The 26,145-nt window shown below is 41.3% G+C and carries 20 protein-coding genes and 1 other RNA gene; all 21 read right to left on the reverse strand.

Features of this window, described 5'->3' with window-relative positions:
- Positions 1–27 precede the first annotated feature (27 nt).
- The 21 genes from ligA to HWX04_RS02830 all read right to left on the reverse strand — a co-directional run bounded on the left by ligA (position 28) and on the right by HWX04_RS02830 (position 25,903).
- The gene (ligA, locus tag HWX04_RS02730; protein WP_175868697.1) at positions 28–2,187 is read right to left on the reverse strand and encodes an NAD-dependent DNA ligase LigA; all 2,160 of its coding nucleotides are present in this window, start codon (positions 2,185–2,187) and stop codon (positions 28–30) included.
- 133 nt (positions 2,188–2,320) lie between these two features.
- Positions 2,321–3,982 carry a DNA repair protein RecN gene (gene recN, locus HWX04_RS02735; protein ID WP_175868698.1) on the reverse strand — a complete coding sequence of 554 codons (1,662 nt, stop codon included), beginning with the start codon at positions 3,980–3,982 and terminating at the stop codon, positions 2,321–2,323.
- A gap of 6 nt (positions 3,983–3,988) precedes the next feature.
- A complete protein-coding gene (locus HWX04_RS02740) occupies positions 3,989–4,882 on the reverse strand; it encodes an outer membrane protein assembly factor BamD (protein ID WP_175868699.1) in 894 nt (297 codons plus the stop codon).
- A 159-nt stretch (positions 4,883–5,041) separates the two neighbouring features.
- A complete protein-coding gene (gene lpxC / locus HWX04_RS02745; RefSeq protein ID WP_175868700.1) occupies positions 5,042–5,926 on the reverse strand; it encodes a UDP-3-O-acyl-N-acetylglucosamine deacetylase in 885 nt (294 codons plus the stop codon).
- Positions 5,927–6,141: 215 nt separating this feature from the next.
- On the reverse strand, positions 6,142–7,914 hold the full coding sequence (gene ftsZ, locus HWX04_RS02750) for a cell division protein FtsZ (RefSeq protein ID WP_175868701.1): 1,773 nt from the start codon (positions 7,912–7,914) through the stop codon (positions 6,142–6,144).
- A 64-nt stretch (positions 7,915–7,978) separates the two neighbouring features.
- Entirely contained in the window at positions 7,979–9,280 is a 1,302-nt protein-coding gene (gene ftsA, locus HWX04_RS02755; RefSeq protein WP_175868702.1) for a cell division protein FtsA, read from the reverse strand.
- Positions 9,277–10,185: a cell division protein FtsQ/DivIB gene (locus HWX04_RS02760; protein ID WP_175868703.1), complete on the reverse strand. Its 909-nt coding sequence runs from the start codon at positions 10,183–10,185 to the stop codon at positions 9,277–9,279. The genes ftsA and HWX04_RS02760 overlap by 4 nt, the downstream gene beginning before the upstream one ends.
- Positions 10,173–11,093, reverse strand: a complete 921-nt coding sequence (locus tag HWX04_RS02765) for a D-alanine--D-alanine ligase (protein WP_175868704.1) — start codon at positions 11,091–11,093, stop codon at positions 10,173–10,175. The genes HWX04_RS02760 and HWX04_RS02765 overlap by 13 nt, the downstream gene beginning before the upstream one ends.
- A gap of 237 nt (positions 11,094–11,330) precedes the next feature.
- A complete protein-coding gene (gene murB / locus HWX04_RS02770) occupies positions 11,331–12,308 on the reverse strand; it encodes a UDP-N-acetylmuramate dehydrogenase (RefSeq protein ID WP_175868705.1) in 978 nt (325 codons plus the stop codon).
- Positions 12,286–13,713, reverse strand: coding sequence for a UDP-N-acetylmuramate--L-alanine ligase (gene murC, locus HWX04_RS02775; protein WP_175868706.1), 1,428 nt, complete (start codon positions 13,711–13,713; stop codon positions 12,286–12,288). Before murC ends, murB begins: the two co-directional genes overlap by 23 nt.
- Positions 13,697–14,833 carry an undecaprenyldiphospho-muramoylpentapeptide beta-N-acetylglucosaminyltransferase gene (gene murG / locus HWX04_RS02780; RefSeq protein WP_175868707.1) on the reverse strand — a complete coding sequence of 379 codons (1,137 nt, stop codon included), beginning with the start codon at positions 14,831–14,833 and terminating at the stop codon, positions 13,697–13,699. The genes murC and murG overlap by 17 nt, the downstream gene beginning before the upstream one ends.
- Positions 14,830–15,978: an FtsW/RodA/SpoVE family cell cycle protein gene (locus HWX04_RS02785; RefSeq protein WP_175868708.1), complete on the reverse strand. Its 1,149-nt coding sequence runs from the start codon at positions 15,976–15,978 to the stop codon at positions 14,830–14,832. Before HWX04_RS02785 ends, murG begins: the two co-directional genes overlap by 4 nt.
- Before the next feature lie 151 nt (positions 15,979–16,129).
- Positions 16,130–17,524 (reverse strand): UDP-N-acetylmuramoyl-L-alanine--D-glutamate ligase, encoded by a 1,395-nt coding sequence (gene murD / locus HWX04_RS02790; RefSeq protein WP_175868709.1) that lies wholly within the window; start codon positions 17,522–17,524, stop codon positions 16,130–16,132.
- 4 nt (positions 17,525–17,528) lie between these two features.
- Positions 17,529–18,599: a phospho-N-acetylmuramoyl-pentapeptide-transferase gene (gene mraY / locus HWX04_RS02795; protein WP_175868710.1), complete on the reverse strand. Its 1,071-nt coding sequence runs from the start codon at positions 18,597–18,599 to the stop codon at positions 17,529–17,531.
- A 22-nt stretch (positions 18,600–18,621) separates the two neighbouring features.
- The gene (locus tag HWX04_RS02800) at positions 18,622–20,043 is read right to left on the reverse strand and encodes a UDP-N-acetylmuramoylalanyl-D-glutamyl-2,6-diaminopimelate--D-alanyl-D-alanine ligase (RefSeq protein ID WP_175868711.1); all 1,422 of its coding nucleotides are present in this window, start codon (positions 20,041–20,043) and stop codon (positions 18,622–18,624) included.
- Positions 20,040–21,491 carry a UDP-N-acetylmuramoyl-L-alanyl-D-glutamate--2,6-diaminopimelate ligase gene (locus HWX04_RS02805; protein WP_175868712.1) on the reverse strand — a complete coding sequence of 484 codons (1,452 nt, stop codon included), beginning with the start codon at positions 21,489–21,491 and terminating at the stop codon, positions 20,040–20,042. The genes HWX04_RS02800 and HWX04_RS02805 overlap by 4 nt, the downstream gene beginning before the upstream one ends.
- A gap of 23 nt (positions 21,492–21,514) precedes the next feature.
- Positions 21,515–23,257: a peptidoglycan D,D-transpeptidase FtsI family protein gene (locus HWX04_RS02810; RefSeq protein WP_175868713.1), complete on the reverse strand. Its 1,743-nt coding sequence runs from the start codon at positions 23,255–23,257 to the stop codon at positions 21,515–21,517.
- Complete coding sequence (gene ftsL, locus HWX04_RS02815) at positions 23,254–23,661, reverse strand: cell division protein FtsL (RefSeq protein ID WP_175868714.1); 408 nt, start codon at positions 23,659–23,661, stop codon at positions 23,254–23,256. Before ftsL ends, HWX04_RS02810 begins: the two co-directional genes overlap by 4 nt.
- A complete protein-coding gene (rsmH, locus tag HWX04_RS02820) occupies positions 23,658–24,656 on the reverse strand; it encodes a 16S rRNA (cytosine(1402)-N(4))-methyltransferase RsmH (protein WP_175868715.1) in 999 nt (332 codons plus the stop codon). Before rsmH ends, ftsL begins: the two co-directional genes overlap by 4 nt.
- Positions 24,657–24,919: 263 nt before the next feature.
- An RNA gene (rnpB, locus tag HWX04_RS02825) (RNase P RNA component class A) lies at positions 24,920–25,310 on the reverse strand.
- Between the two features lie 83 nt (positions 25,311–25,393).
- Positions 25,394–25,903, reverse strand: a complete 510-nt coding sequence (locus HWX04_RS02830) for a lytic transglycosylase domain-containing protein (protein ID WP_175868716.1) — start codon at positions 25,901–25,903, stop codon at positions 25,394–25,396.
- Positions 25,904–26,145: the final 242 nt, after the last annotated feature.

Genomic DNA, 26,145 nt, shown 5'->3' on the forward strand with positions numbered 1-26,145 from the left:
TATCCATCATGCTTAAGAGTCATTCCCCTAAATATAATGTCCCTCAATGAGCTGCAACCAAGCCTCTTCATCGATAACCTCAACACCTAATTCCCCAGCTTTAGTCAATTTTGATCCAGCGCCAGCGCCAGCAACAAGAAGATCTGTTTTTTTAGAAAGTGAACCAGACGTTTTGGCCCCTAATCGCTCTGCCAATGCTTTTGCTTCATCGCGAGACATGCGCGCCAAAGTTCCTGTAAAAACAATAATCTTATCCGCTACTGGCGAAGAAGCTGTCATGATAGGCTCCTCATCGAGAGGGGTTACTTCTTCAAGCAAAACAGCCAAAACCTCACGGTTATGGGCTTCTTGATAAAAATCAACAATTGCTCCCCCTACCTGTGGTCCAATTCCTTCAATATTAGTAAGCTCCAGCCAAGCTTCATTACCTTCTTTCTTTTCTCTCTCACATGGCATAAGTGCTTCCATCGCTGCAGTTTCAAAAGCTGTATAAGTTTGATAAGCCCGTGCAAGGCGGCGTGCATTAACCTCACCAACATGGCGAATCCCCAATGCAAACAAAAAACGACTGAGAGGAACTTCTCGACGTGCATTAATGGCATCATAAAGTTTGCGTACGGAAACAACGCCAAAACCGTCCATGTTTTCCAACCGAATTAAAGACTTTTCTTGGCGTCGTTCCAAAGTAAAAATATCAGCTGGTGTATGAATCCGAAGCGTCTCTTCTTGAATATGAAAGAAAAACTCTACCTGTTTTTTTCCAAGCCCTTCAATATCAAAGGCATTGCGTGCAACAAAATGACGAATACGCTCAATCGCTTGTGCAGGACAAATAAGCCCACCCGTACATCGACGGACAGCTTCTCCATCTTCACGAACAGCATGACTGCCACAAGCAGGGCAGAAATGAGGAAAAACAAAAGCAGAAGAATCTTTTGAGCGTTTTTCCGAAACAATATCAACAACTTGAGGAATTACATCACCAGCACGTTGTATAATCACCGTATCGCCTATACGAATATCACGCCCCTCACGAATAAGCTCCCCTTTATAGCCAATGCCCTTAATATAATCCTCATTATGCAAACTGGCATTGGTAACCACCACACCACCAACAGTAATAGGGGTAAGACGCGCAACAGGGGTTAATGCTCCAGTGCGCCCCACTTGAATATCAATAGCTTCCAAAAATGCCATAGCCTTTTCTGCTGGAAATTTATGCGCAATAGCCCAACGTGGCGAACGAGAAACAAACCCCAAACGCTTTTGCAGCATCAAATCGTTAATTTTATAAACAGTGCCATCGATATCATAGCTTAAGGTATGACGGCGTTCCTCAATATCGCGATAATAGGAAATGATCTCCTCTACTGTCTGAAAAACTTTTGTCAATGGATTGATAACAAAACCACATTCTTTGAGTTTTTTCATCATCTCCATTTGACTTTCTGCAAAGAGTTCACTCACTTCACCACAAGCATAAGCAAAAAATTGTAGCTTTCTATGAGCAGTTATGCGTGAATCTAGTTGACGCAGTGAACCAGCCGCCGCATTTCGAGGATTGGCAAAGGTTAACTTCCCCTTCTCTTGTTGGCTGATATTAAGTGCTTGAAAATCGTCCCGCCCCATATAAACTTCACCACGAACTTCAAGAATATCAGGAAATTTGCCTTGTAAAACTTTTGGAATATCAGAAATCGTTTGTGCATTTACCGTCACATTTTCACCAACAGTTCCATCACCCCGCGTTACTGCACGCACAAGCCGCCCTTTTTCGTAGCGCAAAGACAACGACAAACCATCAATTTTTGGCTCCGCTGTTATTTCTAACATTTGTGTTTCTGGAAGCCGTAAAAAGCGAAGAACACGCTCAACAAATTCAATGACATCTTCAATGCTAAAGGCATTATCAAGTGAAAGCATGGGCTGTGCATGAACAGATTTTTCAAATTTTTCTGAAACCGGTGCTCCAATTTTATATGAAGGAGAATCAGCACGAATGAGTTCAGGAAAAAAAGCTTCAATTTCTGCGTTACGACGGCGAAGAGCATCATATTCTGCATCAGAAATTTCAGGTTGATCGTCCCGATTATAAAGCACATCATGACGTGCAATTTCTTTTGCCAACCACTCTAATTCACTTTCTGCTTCAAGAGCAGTGAGGTTTTTAATTTCGTCCTTGTTCATAAAGTCTATTCCAAATGATGGGCTATAGCCATAAAAATCTCAACTCTTTAATTATGAAGTAAATTCAAATGAACATACACTCGTCAGTAAAATAATTGATAAGCGATATTTTTATTGTTGAATCACTTAACCTTTATGCAAGAAGCTTTTGAGCAGCAGCTCGCGCCTCATCAGTAATCTGCTCTCCTGCCAACATACGAGCAATTTCTTCTGCACGCTCCTGCTCTTCCATTTTATGAATAGCCGTAACAAAGCGTCCTTTATCATCACTTTCACTCTTTGAAATAAGAAAATGACTATGCGCTTTCGACGCGACTTGGGGCGCATGCGTAATAGCAAAAACCTGAATCTTTTCCGACAAACGCTGCAACCGCTGCCCAATAGCCGCCGCAACAGCTCCGCCAACACCTGTATCAATTTCATCAAAAATCAATGTAGGAGTTGATCCGCGATCAGATAACACCACCTTTAATGCCAATAAAAAACGAGATAATTCACCACCAGAAGCAACACCCAGCATAGGCCCAGCCCGAGTTCCAGGGTTGGTCCGCACCCAATATTCGATACGATCACACCCCTCTGCACTTCGTCTTTCAACATCAGTCTGCATTTCAACAATAAATTCTGCCTTTTCCAATTTCAATGCCGGCAATTCAGCCATAACAGATTCCGATAAATGTTTTGCTATCTCTCGACGTTTTATTGTTAAAGCTTTCGCCAATGTATCATAATTTTTCTTTGCCTGCCCTGCTTCATCTTCAAAACGCGTTAATGTGTTCTGAGCCTCTTCAAAATCAGTAAGTTCAACATCCATTTTATCGCGCAACGGAATCAATTCATCCGCAGAAACTTGATATTTACGAGCAAAACCGCGAAGAGCAAAAAGGCGTTCTTCTATCTGTTCCAATTCATCAGGTTCAAAATCCAATGCACGTATTGCTGTCTCAATGCCTTCTTGTGCTGTTGCAAGTGCATGCAACGCCTCATCAAGTGATTTCACCACTGGTGCAATGAGCTCTTCTGCTTCAGGGATTTTTCGCTCCAAACGCCTCACCAAATTAGAAAGCACCGGAACTGGCGATTTTTGACCACTCAAAAGATCATCAGCTTCCTTAATATCTGTCGCTATTTTTTCTAATTTAAGCATATCCGCACGACGAAGAGAAAGAGCCTCCTCTTCTCCAATTTGAAAATCAAGCTTTTCAAGTTCTTCCACACACGCCCGAAGATAATCCATCTCGCGCATTGCATTCTCTACTTTAAGACGCTGTCGTTGCAAACGCTCTTCACATTCATGCCATACCCGATAACATTGACGTAAATTTTCCACGTCACCTTCAAGCCCCCCAAAAGCATCTAATAACTGGCGATGTGTCGCAACATCAACAAGTGCACGATCATCATGCTGTCCATGAATTTCAACCAACTGACGGCCAACATGACGCATTAAGGAAACACTAGCCACCTGATCATTAATAAAAACACGACTCCGCCCATCGCTCGATTGCACACGCCGTAAAATGATATCGCCTTCATCATCAAAACCATTCTCACGAATAATCAGACGCGCAGGATGTGAAATAGGAACATCAAAAACAGCTGTCACCTGCCCACGATCAGCACCATGACGCACAAGCGAAGTATCACCACGCCCACCAAGAGCCAGCGATAAAGCATCAAGTAAAATAGATTTCCCGGCCCCCGTTTCACCAGTTAAAACCGTCAACCCCGCCGTAAAATGAATATCGAGCGTTTCGATCAAAACAATATTATGAATCGAAAGCTGTACCAACATAAAGAATCAACGTGCCCTCTTCTTATCAGAAGCTAAAGCATTTGAGATCAAAGAAGATTTATGCTCCTGTGGCGATATTTTATTCTTTTGCAAGAGATTATAAGAAAATTTATACCACTCACTTGTGGGATAATTTCGTCCTAAAATAGCTGCTGCCGTCTGTGCTTCCCCTGTTAAACCAAGAGCAAGATTAACTTCCGTTAAGCGGAAAAGCGCTTCTTCAATTTGATTTGTATCGGAATACTCTTCAACAACGGTACGAAACCGTCTACTTGCAGCAAGATAACGCCGCCCTTCTTCATAATAACGGCCAATCTGCATTTCTTTACCAGCCAGCTGTTCACGCCCGAAACGTATTTTATCCTTAGCATCCTTGACATATTCAGAATTCGGATAACGCTCTATAAGGAGCTGCATCGCGGCAATAGCACGTTTTGTATCACGTTGATCACGCGTAACATCAGGAATTCGACGGAAAGAAGAAAGACCAATAATATAGTACGCATAAGCCGAGTCACTAGACCCTGGATAAAGAGTAATATAGCGTTGAGCCATACTAATTGAATCATCATATTTACCCAGTCGGTAGTTTGTAAAAGCCCCCATGACTAAAGATTTACGGCCCCAATCTGTATAAGCGTATTGTTTTTCAATTTTCAAAAACTTTTTCGCAGCATCCCCAAGACGCCCACTCTCAAGGCTAGCAAGCCCCTGATTATAGAGAACATCTGGTGGATCCATTTTCAAAACATAAGCAGATGAATCAAGGGTATTTTTCTCTTTAAAGAGACATCCCGCTAACATACAGGTGCTTCCCAAAAGCACTACCACCAATATCTTGCGTACAATGTTAGATTTTCTATATGCCATATTTCTAATGTACTTATGAGATTTTTTCATAGTTTTTCCGGCCTCCAGAGAATATCACCTTGTAGCAAAAATAATTTGTTAAAAGTTTTTATACCATATCACTTTAAAATGCACATAACCAATTTAGTAGTTTAGGTCAATCATCCCCTTAAAAATCAAATAAACAATAAAAAACTTATTAATTTTCTTTTACTCTTTCTCTAAAAAGCTTTTTTCGTAATATGATTCGTCTGCCAAAATAGCTTTCACCAATTGTGCATTCATTCTATGTCCACTACAATAAGAATGAAATAACCCAATAAAAGGGCTCCCGAGCAGAGCAGTATCACCAACCGCATCAAGCATCTTGTGCCGAACAAATTCATTTTCCCAATAAGGACCATCGGAATTTAAAATTTTGTCATTAAAACCGATAACAAGAGAATTTTCTAAAGAAGCACCTCTCGCCTTTCCAGAAAGCCGTAATTTTTCCACATCTTTGATAAAACCAAAAGTGCGTGCACGTGACAAATCATCTCGAAACCCTCGTGTGGTAAGATCAAAACTGAAATGTTGCTTACCAATGGCAGAAGAAGAAAAAGAGATTGTTATATCAAAACGACGCCCATCAAATGGCAAAAACTCTGCAAAACCATGAGTTCCTTCAACTCGCAACGGCTTTTTTATAATGAAATAAGAACGGTATGCATCTTGCTGGACAATGCCAGAACCTTCAAAAGCTTGACAATATTGCCATGCAGAACCATCTAAAATAGGGATCTCATCATGCGACACTTCAATAACAAGATTATCCAAATTATAAGCAGCAATGGCCGCCATCAAATGTTCAATTGTTTCAACCCTTACCTCTCCATCTCCAAGCACCGTTGATAACTCAGTTTCTCCCATTTGTGATGCATGGGCTTGAAATATTTTCTCTGTTCCGTCTAATCCATAACGCTTAAAAAGAATACCACATCCAACATCAGCCGGATAAACCTTGACCTCTGACAAACAGCCACTGTGAACGCCAATCCCCTTAAATGTTACAGCTTTTTTAAGAGTAGATTGATATTTTGGCATTAAATTCATCATATTATTTTATTGCATTGCTTTTACATCTTTTAACAAAATTTATAAAACCATAAAAAATATTCATAGTAAATAATAATAAAACCGCTTGTTATAAGCTGTTTTTTTAAAAACAAAGTATTTTATCTAAAATAACAGTATATTTTACTTTATAATTTCTGACTCATCGTTAAAGAAAGCATAAAATTTCTTACTTTCTTTGCCTCATTTTTTATCAATTAATTTGCCTGACGACGTAAAAACGCTGGTATTTCTAACTGATCTTCTTCACTTATAAACGTACGCTGATCCTGTGGAACCTGAGGGTGCAACTCACCAGAACGACGTGGAACATAAACAGAAGCATCTTGAGAAAGCACCTGAGAATTTTTATTGTAAACATGAGACTCTTGCTGCTGTGACGATCTCACAGCAGGTTCCAGCCTTGCTTCTAGCTCTTCCTCCTCACGATGTGACAAGCTCTGTTTCAAACGCTGCCAAAGATTACGAGGACCTTGATCAGTCACAGAGGTTCTTTGGCTTTGTCCATGAGCAACAGGAGGGAAATCCTTTAACTCAGGCATACGCATTGGAGCGCGCGCTTGCATCTGTTGCATTTGTCTTGGTTGCACTGGCTTTTCTTTTTGCTTCACAACCCCTGTCATCTCATCAAGAACATGCGCTGTTGCCTCCATGCTCACGGGAGCCGTCATAGCTTGTTGAGAACCTCGGCTTACTTGCATACGTGGACCATTTGATATCTGATCCTGCACAGTATTTGCACCATAAGCAACAGCTTTTGCCGCACTTCGTGTCGTCATTGCTTCTGCAGGCTGTGCAAAAATTTGACTTTTGGGACGAAACTGTTCTCCTTTTGGCTTCCCTTTTTCTATTTCAAGTGATTCGATGACTTCAACCATTGATTCAGAACGTAAAGGCGATGACTGAACATGAAAAGAACTGTGTGGCGTTCCAGGATCATTCTTGCGTGTTGAAGAAGTTGGCCTTTGGAGCTGAGGCTGAGAAGGCTGAACCACATCATTAACCTCACGATCAATACCCGTGGCCACCACAGAAACACGAATAACACCTTCCAACGACTCATCATCAATGGCCCCAAAGATCACATTCGCATCAGCATCCACTTCTTCACGAATACGATTAGCAGCTTCATCAACCTCAAAGAGAGTCATATCACGTCCCCCTGTAATAGAAATCAATAAACCACGTGCTCCACGCATAGAGGTATCATCCAACAATGGATTTGCAATAGCAGCTTCAGCAGCAGCCAAAGCTCGGCCCTCACCAGATGCCTCACCCGTTCCCATCATGGCGCGACCCATCTCGTGCATAACAGAACGAACATCAGCAAAATCGAGGTTAATCAAGCCCTCTTTAATCATCAAATCCGTAATGGAAGCAACTCCAGAATAAAGCACTTGGTCAGCCATAGCAAAAGCATCAGCAAATGTTGTTTTATCATTTGCAATACGGAAAAGATTTTGATTGGGAATAACAATCAATGTATCGACAGACTTTTGTAATTCTTCAATACCAGCCTCTGCCGTTTTCATACGACGTGCCCCTTCAAACTGAAATGGCTTTGTCACAACACCAACGGTCAAAATACCTTTTTCCCGCGCTGCGCGAGCAACAACGGGAGCAGCCCCTGTTCCAGTACCTCCTCCCATACCAGCAGTAATAAAAACCATATGAGAGTCTGCAAGATGATCGATAATTTCATCAATACATTCCTCCGCCGCCGCTTGTCCAACTTCTGGTAAAGCCCCAGCACCCAAACCTTCTGTCACAGCTGCACCAAGCTGGATAACACGTTCAGCTTTTGACATAGCCAAAGCTTGTGCATCCGTATTTGCAACAACAAAGTCAACTCCCTGAAGACCAGCATTTATCATATTATTCACGGCATTCCCGCCACCACCTCCAACACCAAAAACGGTAATGCGTGGCTTCAATTCCGCGATATCTGGCCGATGCAGATTAATCGTCATTTTCTTTTCCTTCTCATAAGACACCGCAAGCCAAAAGCGATGAAATTTATCCAACTAGACTTAACTAAAAACTCTCACGCAACCACTGACCCACACGCTGAAAACACCCAAGCGTGCCTGTCGATAAATGATTTCTTGCCGACTGCATTGTTTTTTCTTCAAAACCCACCAATTGCGGATAAATTAACAACCCAACAGCAGATGTAAACGCCGCCCCTTTTGCAAGAGAAGGAAGCCTCGAAATCCCTAAAGGCCGCCCGATACGAACATTTCTTCCTAATATAGTACGTGCCATTTCTGGCAATCCTGTTAACTGGCTTGCTCCCCCAGTTAAAATAACACGCTTACCAATGATGTGACCAAAACCAGAACGATTTAAACAATCACGAACCATTTCTAAAATTTCTTCAACACGCGCACGAATGATGCGCCCAAGAACGGCGCGAGGATATTGAATTTCATGCTGTTCACTGCCAATTTCCGCTACATTAATCATTTGTCGCTCATCAGCACTTGTTAAAAGTGCTGAACCATAAACAACTTTTAAACGTTCTGCCTCTATTAAAGACATAGAAAATCCGCGCGCAACATCAAGAGTGACATGATGCCCCCCAACAGCAAGAGCGTCCGCATGAACAAATTTCCCCTCAAAAAACACTGAAAACGTTGTTGTTCCACCACCAAAATCAATACATGCAGCCCCTAAATGCGCCTCATCATTCATCAAGACAGCAAGACTACTTGCAAAGGGGGTCGCAACCATTGCTTCAACACTCAAATGTGCACGATTAATACAAGTTTCTAAATTACGCAAAGCGGCTGTTTCTGCTGTTACCACATGCACGTCGACACCAAATGTTTCCCCTGCCATACCGACGGGATCAGAAATTCCTTTATCGCCATCCAAGATATAAGAAACTGGAACTGAGTGCATAACATGACGTTCAGCATCAAAAGCTTTACGCGAAACATCTGAAAAGGCCATACGCATATCACGCTTAGTGACTTCACGACCATTCAAATGGACCTTTCCATGAATCAAAGCACTTTGTAATCGACTTGAGGAAAAATTCACAATCACTGAATCCACCAGCAAACCAGCCATTTTTTCTGCTGCATCAACAGCCAAGCGTATTGATTGTTCTGCTGCAAACATATCCATGACAACACCAGATTTAATACCGCGTGAACGCTGTACTCCAAACCCTAGAATTTCCATAGAATGTGTACGACCATGTAAATAGTGCGCATCCTTCAAAGGACGCAAACAGGCGATCAGACAAACAATCTTACTTGAGCCAACATCAAGAACCGTTAAAAAACGTGTCTTACGCCCCCCCCGATGATGTGATCTGAGCAACATCATGGGTTTCCTACCTTTCGCGCCTTTAAAATACCTTCTTCTGCAACACGAGCATAATAACGCTCCAACGTTTCATCTGATAAAGAAACAGTCATTCGATCAGCAAGACGTAAATCAACACTGAGAATATCGCGCGATAAAAGATCTTGCATTGCACCGGATGAAATAAGAGAGGAAAGCCTTTCAAGGGCACCATTTTCAGGCAACATAATGCGCATTCCATTATCCAAAACAAGATCCCAACGCCGATCACCTACCCGTACAAAAGCACGAACACGATCATACACTTGCCGATAGACTGACAGCGCTTGAATAAATCCTTTAGCGGCATTTTGCGCACCCCGCCCAACCACAAGAGGCAAATCCCGAACAATTTCTCCTTTAAAAGGCACAATGACACGCCCTGTATGATCAACAATATCCATTATGCTATCATGTTGCCAAACAGCATAAGGTTCACGCTCCACGATGGAAATACGCATTCTATTGGGATAAATTTTCTGAACATTCGCCGATTGAACCCAAGCCTGTTTTTCCAAAAGAGAACATGCTCTTTCAACATCAAAAGTGAATATAGAAGGCGCAACATCCAGTTCTAAAATTTTCAAAATATCTTGCTTTGCCAAGCGCTTATTACCACTTATATCGACTTGCGTGACCACAAACCCACTATCCGATATGATCGTGTTTACGATCACAGCCATCTGACCACTTGATAAAAGTCCATAAAAAGCCGTAACAAAGAAAAACCATACAACAGCAAAAGAGCCGAAATGACGTGGAATATGAATATTGACAAAAACAAACTCAAACATAAACCGAAAAAAACGACGATAAAGACGTGGCAAAGCCGGCACTGAAAGCACCTCCATCGGAACATTTGTTTTATTAACATTCAACGCATACATGATGCGTCCTCCACCATCCATTGAACAATATCGCCGTAAGTACGGCCACTCACTTTTGCAATATCAGGAAGAAGAGACGTCGATGTCATACCGGGTTGCGTATTAATTTCAAGCCAAACCAATTCTCCTGTTTTCTCATTAAAACGAAAATCAGAGCGGCTAACACCTCGACACCCTATCGCCTGATGGGCTGCTAAAGACATTCTTTGCACACTTTGGTAAATATTTAGTGAAAGTTGCGCAGGACAAATATGAAGAGACCCACCTGTTTTATATTTTGAGTCATAATTGTAGAATGGAAAATGTTGGCTGGGGAGGATTTCACACACATCCAGCACTTCATTCCCTAAAACAGCACACGTTAATTCACGACCAGGAATATATTTTTCAACCATCACCTCATCGGCATATCCCCACTCAGCTCCTCCAATATTATGCGGCAGCACAGCTTCATTTTCCTGGACAATGACAACACCAAAGCTTGAACCTTCACACACAGGTTTAATAACATAAGGAGGTTCCATAGGATGCGTTGGCCCAACAGCAAAGCGGTTCATAATACGAGAAGTAGCAACACAAACGCCAACACTTGCAACAATAATTTTCGCACGCCCCTTATCCATGGCCAAAGCGGATGCCATCACACCAGAATGAGTATAAGGAATTTTTAAATATTCAAGAATCCCCTGAATCCGACCATCTTCACCAAATGGACCATGCAATGCATTAAAAGCAATATCGGGCTGCAACTGTTCAAGAACAGAAGCAATATGAGCATCAACATCCACGCGGCTCACGCGATACCCCTGCGATTCAAGAGCATCAGCACAAGCCGCCCCTGAAGATAAACTTACAGACCGTTCAGAAGAAAAACCTCCCATTAACACAGCTATATGTTTATCTTTCATAATAAATCACCCTCTTTCGTATACTATATGTAGTCTATATAAAATACATCAGTACTACATACAGGAAAAACACAGTTTATCCTTGCGAATCAATAATCTAGCATTTTGCATAATGAATCAGACTCAAAAGCCTGATGCAAGAGATTCTTTGTTAATTTATTGATTCTTAATAGAATTTTTTATTATCTCTTTGAAATGACTCAATTTTTTATTGACACTTTTTTAATGAATAATAAATCAATGAAATGGATCAAAAGGAGGAACACTTCGACCACGCTCAAATTGACCGATACGCTCTATTTCCCATTGTAAAAGGTGCGCTGAATGTGCAAAAACACGTGCACGCACTGTTTCTCCTAATGCTTCAAGATCATAACCTGTTGCTTGCCCTGTATTAATCATAAAATTACAGTGCATCTCACTCATTTGAGCGCCACCAATCCGTAAACCACGACACCCTGCTTCATCAATCACGCGCCACGCGGATGTATGCTCAGGATTTTTGAAAGTTGATCCCCCTGTCTTTTCGCGAATAGGTTGCACTGTTTCTCTGTGGAGAGCAACTTCATCCATAGCAGCCCGAATAGTATCTTTATTACTGGGTTCCCCTTCCAATAAAGCAGCCGTAAAAATAAAATCTTTAGGAATATCACAATGACGATAGGAGTAATGCATATCTTTCAAACTCAAGATATGACGTTGTCCTTTACGATCCAGCGCATAGACCTCAACAACACGCGCTGCAGTTTCAACACCATTTGCACCCGCATTCATTTTGAGAGCCCCTCCAAGACCACCAGGAATACCATGATAAAAATGAAAACCTGCAATTTCTGCCTTTAAAGCGGCAGCCGCTAAATGTTTATCCGCCGCACCAGCACCAACTAAAAAGCCTTTTTGAGAAACTTGCTGTATTTGCCCAAAATTTTTTGGCGAAAGACGAATCACAGCCCCAGGAACACCCCCATCACGCACCAGAAGATTAGAGCCGATACCTACAATTGTCACAGGAACAGTTTTAGGCAAATTTTGTAGAAAGAGAGCCAAATCTTCTTCATCAACCGGCTGATAAAAAAGCTCTGCCAATCCGCCCGTGCGAAACCATGTCACCTTACGCATCTCAACATTAGGGGTAAGCTTGCCCCTTACTCCACCCAACAGTGGTTGCAACCGTGCCAATAGCGCCTCACCATCAATGTGCTGAAAATTTATCATGATCATCAAGTCCCGACAACTGATGAGGCAACGCACAAGCCCATTGTGTGATATTGCCAGCACCAAGAAAAACAACATAATCCTCTGCCTGAGCAAATTTTGAGACAAGAGACACAACATCTTCCAGACCGTGTATCAAGCGCACATCACGGTGACCCGCCATTTTAATACGCTCTACCAATTCTTGCGAACCAAACCCTACAATAGGCTCTTCACCAGCCGCATAAACGGGGGTAATCAACACTGTATCGGCATCATTAAAACAAGCAGCAAAATCATCAAATAAATGATATAAACGCGAATAACGATGGGGTTGTGCAATTGCAATGACACGCCCTTTTGCACTCTCACGTGCTGCGCGCAAAACAGCCTTTATTTCAACAGGATGATGTCCATAATCATCAAATATTTCAATACCACGCCAACTTCCTGTTCGGGTAAAACGCCGTTTTACACCACCAAATTCCGCTAACCCCTTCTTTATCAATTCATTTGAAATGCCAAGTTCATGCGCAATAGCTATCGCTGCTGTTGCATTCGCAACATTATGCTTTCCTGCCATAGGCAAAAGCAAATTTTTCAACTCAACCTTTCTTCCTGTCTTTCGTGAACGAATAAGAACATCAAAATGCGTTTTTTGACCATCCATTGAAAGATTAAGAAAACGAACATCCGCTTGTGGATTTGCACCATAAGTGATCACCCAACGATCATCAATACGGCCCGCCAGAGACTGAACTTCTGGATGATCAAGGCACAAAACAGCAAAACCATAAAAAGGAACATTTTCTACGAATTGACGAAAAGCCTCACGCACAGCTTCAAAACTTCCATAATGATCCAAATGCTCAGCATCAATATTAGTAATAACAGCAATATCAGCGGGCAACTTTAAAAATGTACCATCACTTTCATCAGCTTCAGCAATCATCCAATCGCCCTCTCCCGTACGAGAATTTGTACCATAAGCATTAATAATACCACCATTAATCACCACTGGATCAAAACGACCAGCATCAAGAAGTGCTGCGACCATTGATGTCGTTGTTGTTTTACCATGTGTACCACCCACCGCAATTGCACGTCGAAATCGCATCAGCTCCGCAAGCATTTCTGCACGTCTGACAAGCGGCAAATGTCTTTCTTTTGCAGCAATATATTCAGGATTTGTTTTTTTAACGGCAGTAGAAAAAACAACGACCTCTGCATTTCCTAAATTTTCAGCACAATGACCGATATAAACGTTAATTCCTTTTCTCCGCAAACGTTCAACATTGGCACTCTCAACTTGATCGGACCCCTGAACTTTATAGCCAAGATTATAAAAAACCTCGGCAATTCCACTCATACCGATTCCCCCAATTCCAATAAAATGGATAACGCCTATATCAAGTGGCATTTTCATCAAAAAGCTCCTCTTTTATATCTGACAACAATCGCCCTGCAATTAAGGCTTCAGCCATATCAGCAAGGCAACGGGTTGCATGAGGTTGCCCAACTTTTTTTGCAGCAACCGCTTGTTTTTCCAATAAATGGGGTGCACAACAAGCTTGCGTTAGAAGAGTAGAAAGCTTTTGTGCATTTAAATCTTTTTCCAATATAATTTGTGCCCCCCCTACACGTGCAAGAAGAGCAGCATTGGCAGACTGGTCATAATCCAAAGCATGAGGATAAGGAATAAGCAAAGCAGGTCTACCAATCACCGCTATCTCACAGACCGATGAGGCCCCAGCACGCGACAAAATAAAATGGGCATGTGCCATACGTTCAGCCATATCATCAAAGAAAGGGGCAACCTCAGCTTGTACACCCATATCATGATAAGTTTTAATCAACTCAGTAGTTTCACCACGAACTTGTTGTACAATTCGTAAGCGTTTACGGTTCTGATCATCGAGCAAAGCAATCGCTTCTGGAACAACATGTGAAAAAAAAGACGCTCCTTGGCTACCCCCAAAAATCAAAAAATAAAATGGCTCATCACCTGTAGAAGGCTGATAGGAAATTTCAGCCGCCTTCAACACCGGCTCACGCACAGGATTCCCCGTCAAAAGCGTTTTATGAGCATAAGCGCCATGTGGCGACAACAAACCACCAGCGATTGCACGCACAAAAATTGCCAACACCCGATTAGCACGTCCCATAACAGCATTTTGCTCATGAATAAATGTTACACGCCGCATGAGGGCCGCAATAAAAAGAGGAGGAAAACTCGGATATCCCCCAAAACCACCAACAAGAACAGGACGTAATTTATAAAATAACACCAACGATTGCCCCATGCCCCTGAGCAAAGACCAAAACGTTTTTATCAAAGCAAAAGGATGGCGTCGTGTAAATGTTGCCGATGAAACGATATGTGTATGCTTTTTATCAAAGCTCCGTACAAAAGCTCGCGCTCTTTCATCTGTTATTAAATGCACATCATATCCACGCCGCCTTAATGCAACAGCAAGTGCTTCAGCAGGAAAAAGATGTCCACCTGTACCACCCGCCGCCAAAACAATAACTTTTTTATTATTCATGAAGAGCTATCCAAGACAGAAGAAGAAAAAGCTGAAAGACGCGCTTCTGGCCAACGACGTGTTAAACTGAGTAAAATTCCCATTGAAAAAGCAATTGCCACCATCGATGAACCACCATAAGAAATAAACGGCAATGTCATGCCTTTGGGAGGGATTAAGTGAAGATTAACGGCCATATTAATGGCTGATTGAAAGCCTATCATCATAGCTATGCCCGTAATACCAAGACGTATAAAGAAATCACGTGTATTCATAGCTATATATAATGAACGCATAACGATAAAGCCAAAAAGCATCATAATTAACAAACAAAGAATAATACCATATTCTTCAGCAGCAACAGAAAATACAAAATCTGTATGGCTATCAGGAATGATACGTTTTACTGTTCCCTCTCCCGGACCTTGCCCAAACCAACCACCATTTAAAATAGCCTCACGTCCTACATCCACTTGAAAGGTATCTCCTTCGCCTGTCAAAAAACCATTGATACGATCGCGCACATGTGGCAAAAAAAGATAAGCAAAAATAATTCCTACAACGCCGAAAATGAGAAAGAGAAAAATAATCGTAAGAGGCACACCAGCAACAAAAAACAGCCCCCCCCATGTTGCACTTATTAAAAGTGTTTGTCCAATATCAGGCTGTAAAACCAGAAGTACACAACAAATGGCATAAAGTGCGGTTGCTAACATGTAATCTAGAATTCCCCTCCTGCGTATCTGTTCTGAAAACAGCCAAGCGGACATCACCACAAAAGCTGGCTTCATAAACTCTGAAGCTTGTATAGAAAAACCAAAGAGCAAAATCCACCGCCGTGCTCCCTTTAATTCAGAACCCCAAAATAAAGTTGCCACCATAAGAGCAAGCGTTACAATGAGCAAAAGGGCACATAAACGACGAATATTAGGAAGCGAAAAAAAAGAAATGGTAACCATCGTAAAAAATGCTGAAATGCTAAAAATAATATGCCAGCGAACAAAATAAAAACTATCAGCAATTCCGATTTTTTTTGCAATAGTGGGGCTAGCAGCAAAAGACAGCATAATGCCAATCCCCATTAAAATTAAACAAGCAGCAAAGATAGAGCGATCAATTGTCCACCACCAATTCGCAATTGGGTCCCTATCCGCACGCGTAATCATTTATATCCACCTTATCCGTTTCATAAATTGTCTCAAAGTGATAAGGTTCCCCAACCTGTTTAACAAACACTTTAAAACTAAATTACACAAAAAAAGATTCTGGAGTCTTAACGCAAAAATATTTTTTTATAATTGATGCTTCTTTTTACTGTTATTGTAACTGCATCACCAAAGAGACAAATGCTTCACCCCGCACCTCATAATTTTTAAATTGGTCATAACTTGCACAAGCAGGTGACAAAAGAACCACGACCTCCTTTGCCTTACAATGCATTGCATCAATGGTAGCTTCACGCACCGCATTTTCTAAAGTCAAGCTCATAGAAAAAGGAAGATCAGAACCAATAATGCGAGAAAATTCTTCCGCTGCACTTCCAATCAAATAGGCTTTACGAATTTTAGGAAAAAATTCTCTAAGAGACTCAATTCCTCCTTTTTTTGCCTGTCCCCCAACAATCCAAAAAATATCATTAAAAGCGCAAAGTGCAGGCGCTGTTGCATCTGCATTCGTCGCCTTGCTATCATTGATAAACAAAACCGCCCCCATTTTACGCACCTGCTGCATACGGTGGGGCAATCCTTTATAACTTGCTAAATGCTCATTTATAGAAGGACCGGTTATTTTTAAAGCCTGCAACGCTGCCAAGGCCATAAGAGCATTTTGCGCATTATGACCTCCGCGCAAAGCAGCCATAGACGCAAGATCTGCAAGCATATATCGCTGTCCTTGACGAACAGAAAAGAGCTTGGTCCCCTCTGCATAAAAACCATTTTCAACAAAATGATCCTTAGAAATTGCTTCAATTTTATGCCCCTCGTGAAGCAATTGTTGATACAACATCTCACAAGCTGCATCATCAACTGAAATAAAAGCCTGAGAAGCCTGAGCAATTAGATGCCTTTTGGTTTGCACATAATGCGCAAAACTCCCATGGCGATCAATATGATCAGGTGCCAAATTCAATAAAAGCCCAATGGTTGGCTGAAGAGAGGGAGTAAGATCAATTTGAAACGATGAACATTCAATCACATAGATACGTTGTTTAACAAAGGGCTTAAGCGTCAATATCGGCTCGCCAATATTTCCCCCCATTTGCACATCATAACCCATTTTTTCCAACAAGTGTGCAAGCAAAGCCGTTGTTGTCGACTTTCCATTCGTCCCCGTAATCGCAAAGAAAGGAACATCCGCATCACAAAAACCATAATGCTGTAAAAAATGACGGCGTGCACGAACAAATAATTCAATATCACCGATAATTTCTATATTTTTTTTTCGCGCTTTTTCAACAACCCAATGGGGTTGAGGATGATTTAAAGGAACTCCCGGTGCGAGAATCAATGCCACAAATTCTGACCAATCTTCATCATGAAGATCTTTTATTGGAATATTTTGCTGAAAAGCTGCTTGCACACTCACAGGATTATCATCCCATGCCACCACTTCTGCACCGCCACTCATCAATGCTTGTGCCGTTGCTAATCCAGACTTCCCTAATCCAAAGAGAGCAACTTTTTTACCCTTATAACACGTAACAGAAATCAAAATCTCACCGCAATTTAAGTGTTGAAAGACCAATGAGAGCAAGAACAATTGAAATAATCCAGAAGCGTATCACCACTTGGCTTTCAGTCCAGCCTTTTTTCTCAAAATGATGATGGATCGGCGCCATAAGAAACACGCGCTTTCTTGTCAATTTGAAATAACCAACCTGAATAACGACCGAAAAAGCTTCCACAACAAACAGCCCACCAATAAGAGCCAAAACAATTTCGTGCTTCGTAGCAACCGCAACAGTCCCTAATAATCCTCCAAGAGCCAACGAACCAGTATCCCCCATAAAAATAGCAGCAGGCGGTGCATTAAACCATAAAAAGCCAAGCCCTGCCCCAACAACAGCTCCCAATAAAACAGCCAATTCACCTGTTCCAGATACATAGTGTATTTGGAGATAATCAGCAAAATTCATATTACCACAAAGATAAGCAATCAGAGCAAAAGATAAGGCTGCCACCATCACAGGAACAATAGCAAGCCCATCAAGGCCATCCGTCAAATTAACCGCATTCCCCGTCGCAACGATGACAAAAGCAGAAAAAGGAATAAAAAACCAGCCCAAATTGATAAGATAATCTTTCAAAAAAGGCAAAGCAAATCCAGATGAGCCACTTTTCAGGATAACAAAAGCAGCAATTGCTGCCACAACAAATTCCAAGCTTAACCGTGCTTTCCCAGAAAATCCTTTGTCTGTTTGTTTTGTGACTTTAAGATAATCGTCATAAAATCCAATTGCCCCAAAAGAAAGCATAACCAAAAGCGATACCCAAAAATAAATATTCGATAAATTACACCACAAAAATGCCGATACAACAATGCCGGTTAAAATCATCAATCCACCCATTGTAGGTGTTCCGGCCTTTTTAAAATGTGTTTGAGGACCATCGGCACGAATTGGTTGCCCCTTGCCCTGCCGCAATTTAAGAGAAGCAATGATGCTAGGTCCAAACAAAAAAACAATGAGCCCCGAAGTCAGCATCGCCGCTACCGTACGAAAAGTAATATAGCGGAAAACATTGACACCTGGAAGCCAATCACTAAACGAAGAAAAAAACAGCATCATGGAACAAAAAAACTCTTAAAAACTACGAAGAAACCACTTTATAGCGATCAAGCAATACAGTCACAATATTTGATGAACAAAGGCTATTGGATGATTTAACCATCAGTAGATCCCCAGGAGAAATTTCTGCTAAAAGAAGCGGTAAAATTTCCTCAATATTTTCAGCATAAAAAACCTTCTCATAAGCAGATAAATCACTGGCTAAAGATTGCATCGCCTCACCAAATAAAAAAACGGGATTAGCCCCAGAAAGACGTATTGGCTCCCTTAAATCACGATGAAGCTTTTCACTATACTTCCCTAACTCTAACATATCTCCTAAAACAGCAATTCGCCGCCCCTCTTCCCCGACTGGTCCTGTAGCAAGAAGCTCAAGAGCAGCACGCATAGATGCGGGATTAGCATTATAGCTTTCATCAATGAGATAAAATTCATCCCCATTCGATAAAGACAACCGATAACGAACACCCCGCCCTTTTGGAGAAGAAAAACGGCTCAAAGAAAGCACAATAGGATCCAAATCAACCCCAATGGCATCACAAGCCGCAAGAACAGCTAAACTATTTTGCATAATATGGCGTCCAGGAGCACCAATTTTGACCTCCCTACCCTGTCCTCCAATACGCACCATCATAGAAGAATGATCGGTTAAAAGACATATATCCCGCGCCTGATAATCAGCATTTTCAGTCTCACCAAAGCTTAAGATCTTCTTCACACCGCATTGCTTTGCTTTTTGAACAAGATAAGAAAAAAAAGCACTATCCGCATTTAAAATGGCAATGCCTTCCTCATCCAATCCTTCAAAAATTTCAGCTTTTGCCTCTGCTATTTCTTCAAGATCTTTGAAAAAACCCATATGTCCTGCACAAATATGCGTAATGAGAGCAACATGCGGACAAACCAATTTGACCAGAGGGCGAATTTCATCTTTATGATTCATGCCAATTTCAAAGATACCATAATCACTCTCCATCGGCATCCGCGCTAAAGTAAGTGGAACCCCCCAGCAATTGTTTAAAGAAGCGAGATTAGCATGAACATTCCCAGCCGTTGCAAGTACTTGTTTCAAAGCTTCTTTTGTTGTTGTTTTTCCTACCGATCCTGTTATCACGATAATTTTAGCTCTTGAACGTTTGCGTGCGGCTTTCCCAAGTTTTTCGAGGGCTTGCAAAACATCAGGAACAACAATCAATGGAGCCGATATCTTTTCCATATCCTTCAAACGGTGTTCCGCAACAATAAGAACGCCTGCACCGCGTGCATAAGCTTGCGCAGCAAAATCATGACCATCAAGATGATGTCCCTTAATGCAGAAAAAAATATCGCCTTCTGCAAGAGTACGGCTATCAATGGAAACCCCAGAAAAAGTTTCTGGCACGCTTCCTATTACAATACCATCAATGGCCGCAACAAGTGCTTGTTTATCCCATAAAGCTGTCATCTCCTCCGGTCCTCTAAAGCTTCTATCGCTTTCAAACGATCTGAAAAAGGATAAATTGTCTGCCCTATAATTTGGCCATCTTCATGACCTTTTCCAGCAATAATGAGTGTATCACCCGCTTTCAAAAATCCCACCGCATAAGAAATAGCTTCACCACGATCTGCTATCTCTATTGCTGTTGGTACCCCCTGTAAAATATCCTTGCGTATTTTTTCTGGTATTTCTGTGCGAGGATTATCGTCCGTTACAATAACAATATCCGCTTTATCTGCGGCAATTTTTCCCATCATAGCTCTTTTTCCTTGATCTCGATCCCCTCCACAACCAAAAACAACAACCAAACGCCCTTGCGTAAAAGGACGAACAGAAAGCAAAACCTGCTCCAAAGCTTCTGGTTTATGCGCATAATCAATATAAACAGGCGCATTATTTTCTGTCTTTCCAACAAGCTCTAACCGACCAGGTGCCCCCTGCAAAGTTTCAAGTGCAGAAAAAACCTTATCAGGAGAAAGTCCTGTTGCAATGGCTAGTCCTGCCGCTACAAGTGCATTAATCATCTGAAAATCTCCAGCTAAAGGCAAAACAAATGTATAAATCTTGTTTTCCACACGACACTCAATACACTGTTTTGAGCGTTGATGTTCAACACGATTAATCGTGATAAATTGCCCCTTACGTCCAATTGTCAAGACACGGCGGCGTGCTTGTGTAACAGCATCAATAACCTTTTGTGAATAAACATCATCAGCAAAAATCACAGCAGGAGCAGATACAGGCAAAAGTGTATCAAACAACCTCATTTTAGCCCGCAAATAATCCTCTACACCCCTGTGATAATCCATGTGATCTCGCCCTAAATTGGTAAAGGCCCCAGCCGTTAAACGGACTCCATCAAGCCGTCCTTGATCAAGCCCATGCGAAGAAGCTTCAAGAGCTGCATGGGTCACACCTTCATGAGAAATTTCACAAAGAAGACGGTGCAAGACAACCGGATCAGGTGTTGTAAGAGAACCATAGTCATTTCGGTGAGGCGAAACAACACCAACCGTTCCTATACTCGCAGCACACAATCCAACATGAGTCCAAATTTGCCGAATAAAAGAGACAACTGATGTTTTACCACTTGTACCTGTCACAGCAACAACCGTTTCCGGCTGAGAACCATAAAAACGGGCGGCTGCCAACGCGAGACTATGACGAACATTAGAAACACGTAAAATTGGAACAGATAAATCCTCAAGAACAGCCTGACAATCAATAACGATTGCGTGTGCTCCACGCTTTATCGCATCATTGATATAGTGTCTTCCATCCCCTTGTTTTCCTTGAACAGCAACAAAAACATAGCCCGGCAAAACTTGTCGAGAATCTGCACTGATCCCTGTTATTTCCATTGAAGAAAGCTTCTGATCTTCAAGACATTCTGTAAAAACTGTTCCAAACAACATAACGACGCACCTTTATATTTATTTTACCGTTGTTTAACGAAACTTGAATGGCTCTTTTTATCTAAAAGAGGCTCATATTCTTTTTTAAAATTGGGTTTTATACCAAGAAAACTGGCTGAACGACGAACAATATTAGCAAGCATTGGTCCAGCATTCATCCCTGCTGTCGCCGAAATTTTCCCCTCCTCTGGCTTAGGTTCATCAATAATTGTTAAAACAACATAAGCAGGATCATCAATCGGAAAAGCAGCCAGAAAACTATTGAAATTTTTTGTTTTAGAATATTTTCCATTTTCGACTTTCTCAGCTGTTCCTGTTTTTCCGCCCACCCGATAGCCTTCTACTTTTGCATTACGTCCAGATCCCATATCACTATTTAATTTATAAAGGTAACGCATATTTTGACTTGTTTTGGCCTTCAAAACCTGTTTCGCATAGTGCAAGGTTTGTTCTTTTGTCCGTTTTAAAAATGTTGGCGCAATCAACCAACCACCATTCATTAAAGCAGCAGCCCCAACCGCCGTTTGCAAGGGTGTTGTTGCCATACCATGCCCAAAAGAAATTGTCATAGAATGGATATCCTTCCAATGATGGGGCACTATAGGATGGGCAACCTCAGGCAACTCTGTTGTAAGACGATCCAAGAGCCCAAGTTTTTGCAAAAAATCACGATGTTTATCAATCCCTATCGCTAATGCCTCTTTAGCAGAACCAATGTTGGAAGAATAAATAAAAACCTCCCATAACGTTAAGGGCCGATTTTTTCCGTGAAAGTCACGAATCATATAGCCACTACTTGTTTTTATGGGCTTTGAGGCATCAATAACACTGTTTAAGTGAAAAATATCAGAATCAAGGGCCATGGCGGTCGTAAAACTTTTAATGATCGATCCCATTTCAAAGGTTCCAGCCGTCATCCGATTAAGACGATCACTTTTTAAAGCTTCAATAGGATTTCCAGGATCAAAATCTGGTAGGGATGCCAAAGCCAAAATTTCCCCCGTATGTATATTTAAAATAACAGCGCCTGCAGCAATTGCCTGATAACGCTTCATAGCCTGAATAAGTTCATCATGAACAATTGCTTGAAGTCGCACATCAATCGAAAGCTGAACTTGTTTTAATGATTCTTCCATCGCAAGACCAACGGCACGCAGAGCACTCAACCCCGTATCATCAATATATTTTTCCATACCTGCAATGCCCTGATTATCCACATTGACCATACCGAGAATATGGGAAGTTATAGGTCCATCGGGATAAAAACGACGAATTTCAGTCCGAAAACCAATTCCTGGAATACCAAGAGCCATAATTTGCGTCTTCTGCATAGGTGTTAACCCACGCTGTATCCAAGAAAAACCAGTTTTTCTTTTTAAACGCTTATAAGTTTCCTGCCAATTCAAATCCGGCAAAACTGTTGAGAGCAATTCAATTGTCTCATCCACATCAATAATACGTCGTGGCTCAGCAAAAAGTGAATAGGTTTTAATATCTGTTGCTAATAAACGACCATTACGATCAACAATATCAGGACGTGCCATCAATTGAAGAACGCTTGGCCCCTTTGCTTCTTCAATCTGTCCACCTTCCAACCCGTAAGAAATCAGGCAAGCCCCCATGATGCCATATAAAATTAAAAAGCAGAACAACGAAAAAAGCAAACGTGGACGATTAGAATATGAACGACGCACAGAAACATTATGATTATTCAACGAATTCCTTAAGCGCTTTTTTTTCTGTGAGAATAAAAAGGCCAATTTCATTGCTGTACGCCTTTTTGAACAATGCGATTGACTTGAGAAGCGCGATTATTCGCCAAAATATCCTGATTATCTTCCAAGATATTTTGTTTAATTATTTCTTCAATTGGATCGTGTTCCCGTACCGGAATGTCTTTAAACTCCACGATTTGATGCGGCTGTATAACCTCTAACCCCAGTTCTTTTTGATAACGTTTCGCAAGTTTTTGCATGCGAGAAGGCTTTATCATGACAGCCCACTCAGCATGAAGCAAACTCACCGTATTTTTTGCTGCAGCAATTTCATGCTCAAGATGACGAACCTCGCTCATTCGTTTTTGAACATCATATTTTACTTTATAAGTAAGACCTGCCATACAAATCATAATCATCACCAAAATCATATCAAATGTACGGAAAACTGTCATTTCTTGCTGCCTTCAAAACTGACAATTTCTGCTAAACCAAATAATTTCATATCTTCCCCAAGAGCCTCTGCTTCAGTCCGCACCCCCATACGCAATCTCGCAGAACGTGAACGAGGATTTTGCTGCAATTCCTCTTTATTTGCCATTATTCCTCCTTTAAACAAAGGAAAAAATGTTGCTGGAGAATGTTTTAATTCAGGCAAATAGCGTGATCTCATACATTCTCCAGAACGAGCCGAAAAAAACCTTTTGACCATACGATCTTCAAGAGAATGAAAACTGACAACACCCAAACGGCCTCCAGCTTTTAAAACGCGTTCAGCAGCAAATAAACCACGCGCTAATTCACCAATTTCATCATTAACATAAATACGAAGAGCCTGAAATACACGTGTTGCAGGATGAATGCGATCTCCTGGCTTACGCCCTATCAACGCTTCGATAGCATAGGCCAAATCACCTGTACGCAAAAAAGGCTGAACAACACGACGCTTTTCAATCATTCGTGCAATTCGCCCTGCATAACGCTCTTCTCCTAATATCTTAAAAATACGCGCTAAATCCCTTGCTTTTAAATGATTTACAACATCGCTAGCTGTAAAACCCGTCTGAGCCATTCGCATATCCAATGGTCCATCTTTTTTAAAAGAAAAGCCTCTTTCTGCTTCATCAAGCTGCATTGAAGAGATACCAATATCCAAAATAACCGCATCCACCTTCTCTTCAACAACACGATCGAGCTGTGAAAATTCCATATGGGCCAAACGAAGCCGTGGAAAAAATTCATCAACAAGGGATTGGCCCGCACCAATAGCATGAGGATCACGATCAAGAGCAATTACCTCTGCCCCTGCCTTTAATAAAGCGCGCGTATAACCACCAGCACCAAAGGTGCCATCAATCACTTTTGCTCCAACCAATGGCATAAGCCCAGCCAAAACTGGCTGCAACAACACTGGAATATGGCGTTCAGCTCTTTGATCCTGTTTTGTCAAAATAATCCGTCTTGAAGTTACGCTGTTTCAAATCAACAGCTCTCTCATGGCAATCAATATTAGAATAACCCAATCCTCAACATTCATATTAATCACTATGAACGAAAAAAGCTAAAGTTATCCCAAGACACATCCTAACGTATTATACTTAAAGAAATGTTATAACTTTTTAAAACGCTCTCTATTCAAATGTTCATTTCAAACACAGACCCCATAAAAGCCCATATGACATTGAACTTATAAAATATCGCGTATCATCATGAAATATCAGTCGGCCTATAAGCCGGGTTCTGTATAGTAAAGCTTATACTTTACATGGCAACCATTCATCTGGGACGGATGTTACCATCCGCCTCGTGCAACCTACCCGAATGACTCGCCCGGAAATCGGCTGCAAATTAAATCTTGCACGTCATTTCTATTTGGTCTTGCTCCCGGTGGGGTTTACCTTGCCACATTCATTACTGAATGCGCGGTGGGCTCTTACTCCACCCTTTCACCCTTACCTATAAAAATAGGCGGTTTACTTTCTGTGGCACTTTCCCTAGGGTCACCCCCGCCGGGTGTTACCCGGCACCGTCTTTCCATGGAGCCCGGACTTTCCTCACTTGCCGCTTTTCAGCATTAGACAAGCGCGGCTGCCCAGCCGACTGACGCACTAACTTATAAAACATTTTCTGCTCCGTGAAAATAGTATCTTAAAATATTTTATAACCAATCTCTTTCAAAAGACGTTGTTATTTTAATGAAGCCAAATACATTTTCACCTTTGCGCAATATTTTGCTGAAATGGAATTCATTTTTTTTGCAGCATGACCTGCATTATATTTAAGAATTGTACCACACGTACTTCCACCACTGAGTTTATAAGCCCGTGCCAAATAACGCATACCATATTCGAGATTAGTCGCAGGATCGTATAAATCTTTTACAGAACCACTAAAGCCCAACCCTCGTGCCGTAGAAGGTTTTATTTGCATCAAACCTATTTCACCCGCTGCTCCTTTTATGCTTGCCTTATAATTACTTTCAACTTTTACAACAGCATGTGCTAAATTAACGGGAACATTATGCTTAGTTGCAAGTTTCTCAATAAGAAATTCATAAGGACGAGCAGGTGTTTTAGAAGCAACAATCACTGAGCCTTCTTTTGTTTCTGAAATATTTAAAGCACTATGAGATCTGCTTATATCAAATACAAAAAATACAGCGCACGCTGTATTTAACAAGATTTTCCAAAATTGCATTTTCTTTCTCTTCACAACATTCTCAAATTCTATCCACCAATAATTTGCAAACGTATTGTACAAAAAAAGAAAGCAAAAGAACGGCTTGAAAAAGGTAATACTAAGACTATTTAAAGATAAGTTTCTATAGCAAAAGAAAATCTCTTTATGCACAAATTATAGATTGCTCTATATCATAAAAATATCATAAAATAAAAAAATAAATAGACTATAGTTAAACTTATAGCATATTCAATAAAATG

Origin of the sequence: Bartonella gabonensis (genome assembly GCF_903679515.1) — a bacterium.
GTDB classification, from domain to species: domain Bacteria; phylum Pseudomonadota; class Alphaproteobacteria; order Rhizobiales; family Rhizobiaceae; genus Bartonella; species Bartonella gabonensis.

What these genes read in the sequence shown, in the direction of transcription:
- ligA (WP_175868697.1), bottom strand. Translation starts at nt 2,187, where the DNA reads ATGAACAAGGACGAAATTAAAAACCTCACTGCTCTTGAAGCAGAAAGT.
- recN (WP_175868698.1), bottom strand. Translation starts at nt 3,982, where the DNA reads ATGTTGGTACAGCTTTCGATTCATAATATTGTTTTGATCGAAACGCTC.
- HWX04_RS02740 (WP_175868699.1), bottom strand. Translation starts at nt 4,882, where the DNA reads ATGAAAAAATCTCATAAGTACATTAGAAATATGGCATATAGAAAATCT.
- lpxC (WP_175868700.1), bottom strand. Translation starts at nt 5,926, where the DNA reads ATGATGAATTTAATGCCAAAATATCAATCTACTCTTAAAAAAGCTGTA.
- ftsZ (WP_175868701.1), bottom strand. Translation starts at nt 7,914, where the DNA reads ATGACGATTAATCTGCATCGGCCAGATATCGCGGAATTGAAGCCACGC.
- ftsA (WP_175868702.1), bottom strand. Translation starts at nt 9,280, where the DNA reads ATGATGTTGCTCAGATCACATCATCGGGGGGGGCGTAAGACACGTTTT.
- HWX04_RS02760 (WP_175868703.1), bottom strand. Translation starts at nt 10,185, where the DNA reads ATGTATGCGTTGAATGTTAATAAAACAAATGTTCCGATGGAGGTGCTT.
- HWX04_RS02765 (WP_175868704.1), bottom strand. Translation starts at nt 11,093, where the DNA reads ATGAAAGATAAACATATAGCTGTGTTAATGGGAGGTTTTTCTTCTGAA.
- murB (WP_175868705.1), bottom strand. Translation starts at nt 12,308, where the DNA reads ATGATAAATTTTCAGCACATTGATGGTGAGGCGCTATTGGCACGGTTG.
- murC (WP_175868706.1), bottom strand. Translation starts at nt 13,713, where the DNA reads ATGAAAATGCCACTTGATATAGGCGTTATCCATTTTATTGGAATTGGG.
- murG (WP_175868707.1), bottom strand. Translation starts at nt 14,833, where the DNA reads ATGAATAATAAAAAAGTTATTGTTTTGGCGGCGGGTGGTACAGGTGGA.
- HWX04_RS02785 (WP_175868708.1), bottom strand. Translation starts at nt 15,978, where the DNA reads ATGATTACGCGTGCGGATAGGGACCCAATTGCGAATTGGTGGTGGACA.
- mraY (WP_175868710.1), bottom strand. Translation starts at nt 18,599, where the DNA reads ATGATGCTGTTTTTTTCTTCGTTTAGTGATTGGCTTCCAGGTGTCAAT.
- HWX04_RS02800 (WP_175868711.1), bottom strand. Translation starts at nt 20,043, where the DNA reads ATGACAGCTTTATGGGATAAACAAGCACTTGTTGCGGCCATTGATGGT.
- HWX04_RS02805 (WP_175868712.1), bottom strand. Translation starts at nt 21,491, where the DNA reads ATGTTGTTTGGAACAGTTTTTACAGAATGTCTTGAAGATCAGAAGCTT.
- HWX04_RS02810 (WP_175868713.1), bottom strand. Translation starts at nt 23,257, where the DNA reads ATGAAATTGGCCTTTTTATTCTCACAGAAAAAAAAGCGCTTAAGGAAT.
- ftsL (WP_175868714.1), bottom strand. Translation starts at nt 23,661, where the DNA reads ATGACAGTTTTCCGTACATTTGATATGATTTTGGTGATGATTATGATT.
- HWX04_RS02830 (WP_175868716.1), bottom strand. Translation starts at nt 25,903, where the DNA reads ATGCAATTTTGGAAAATCTTGTTAAATACAGCGTGCGCTGTATTTTTT.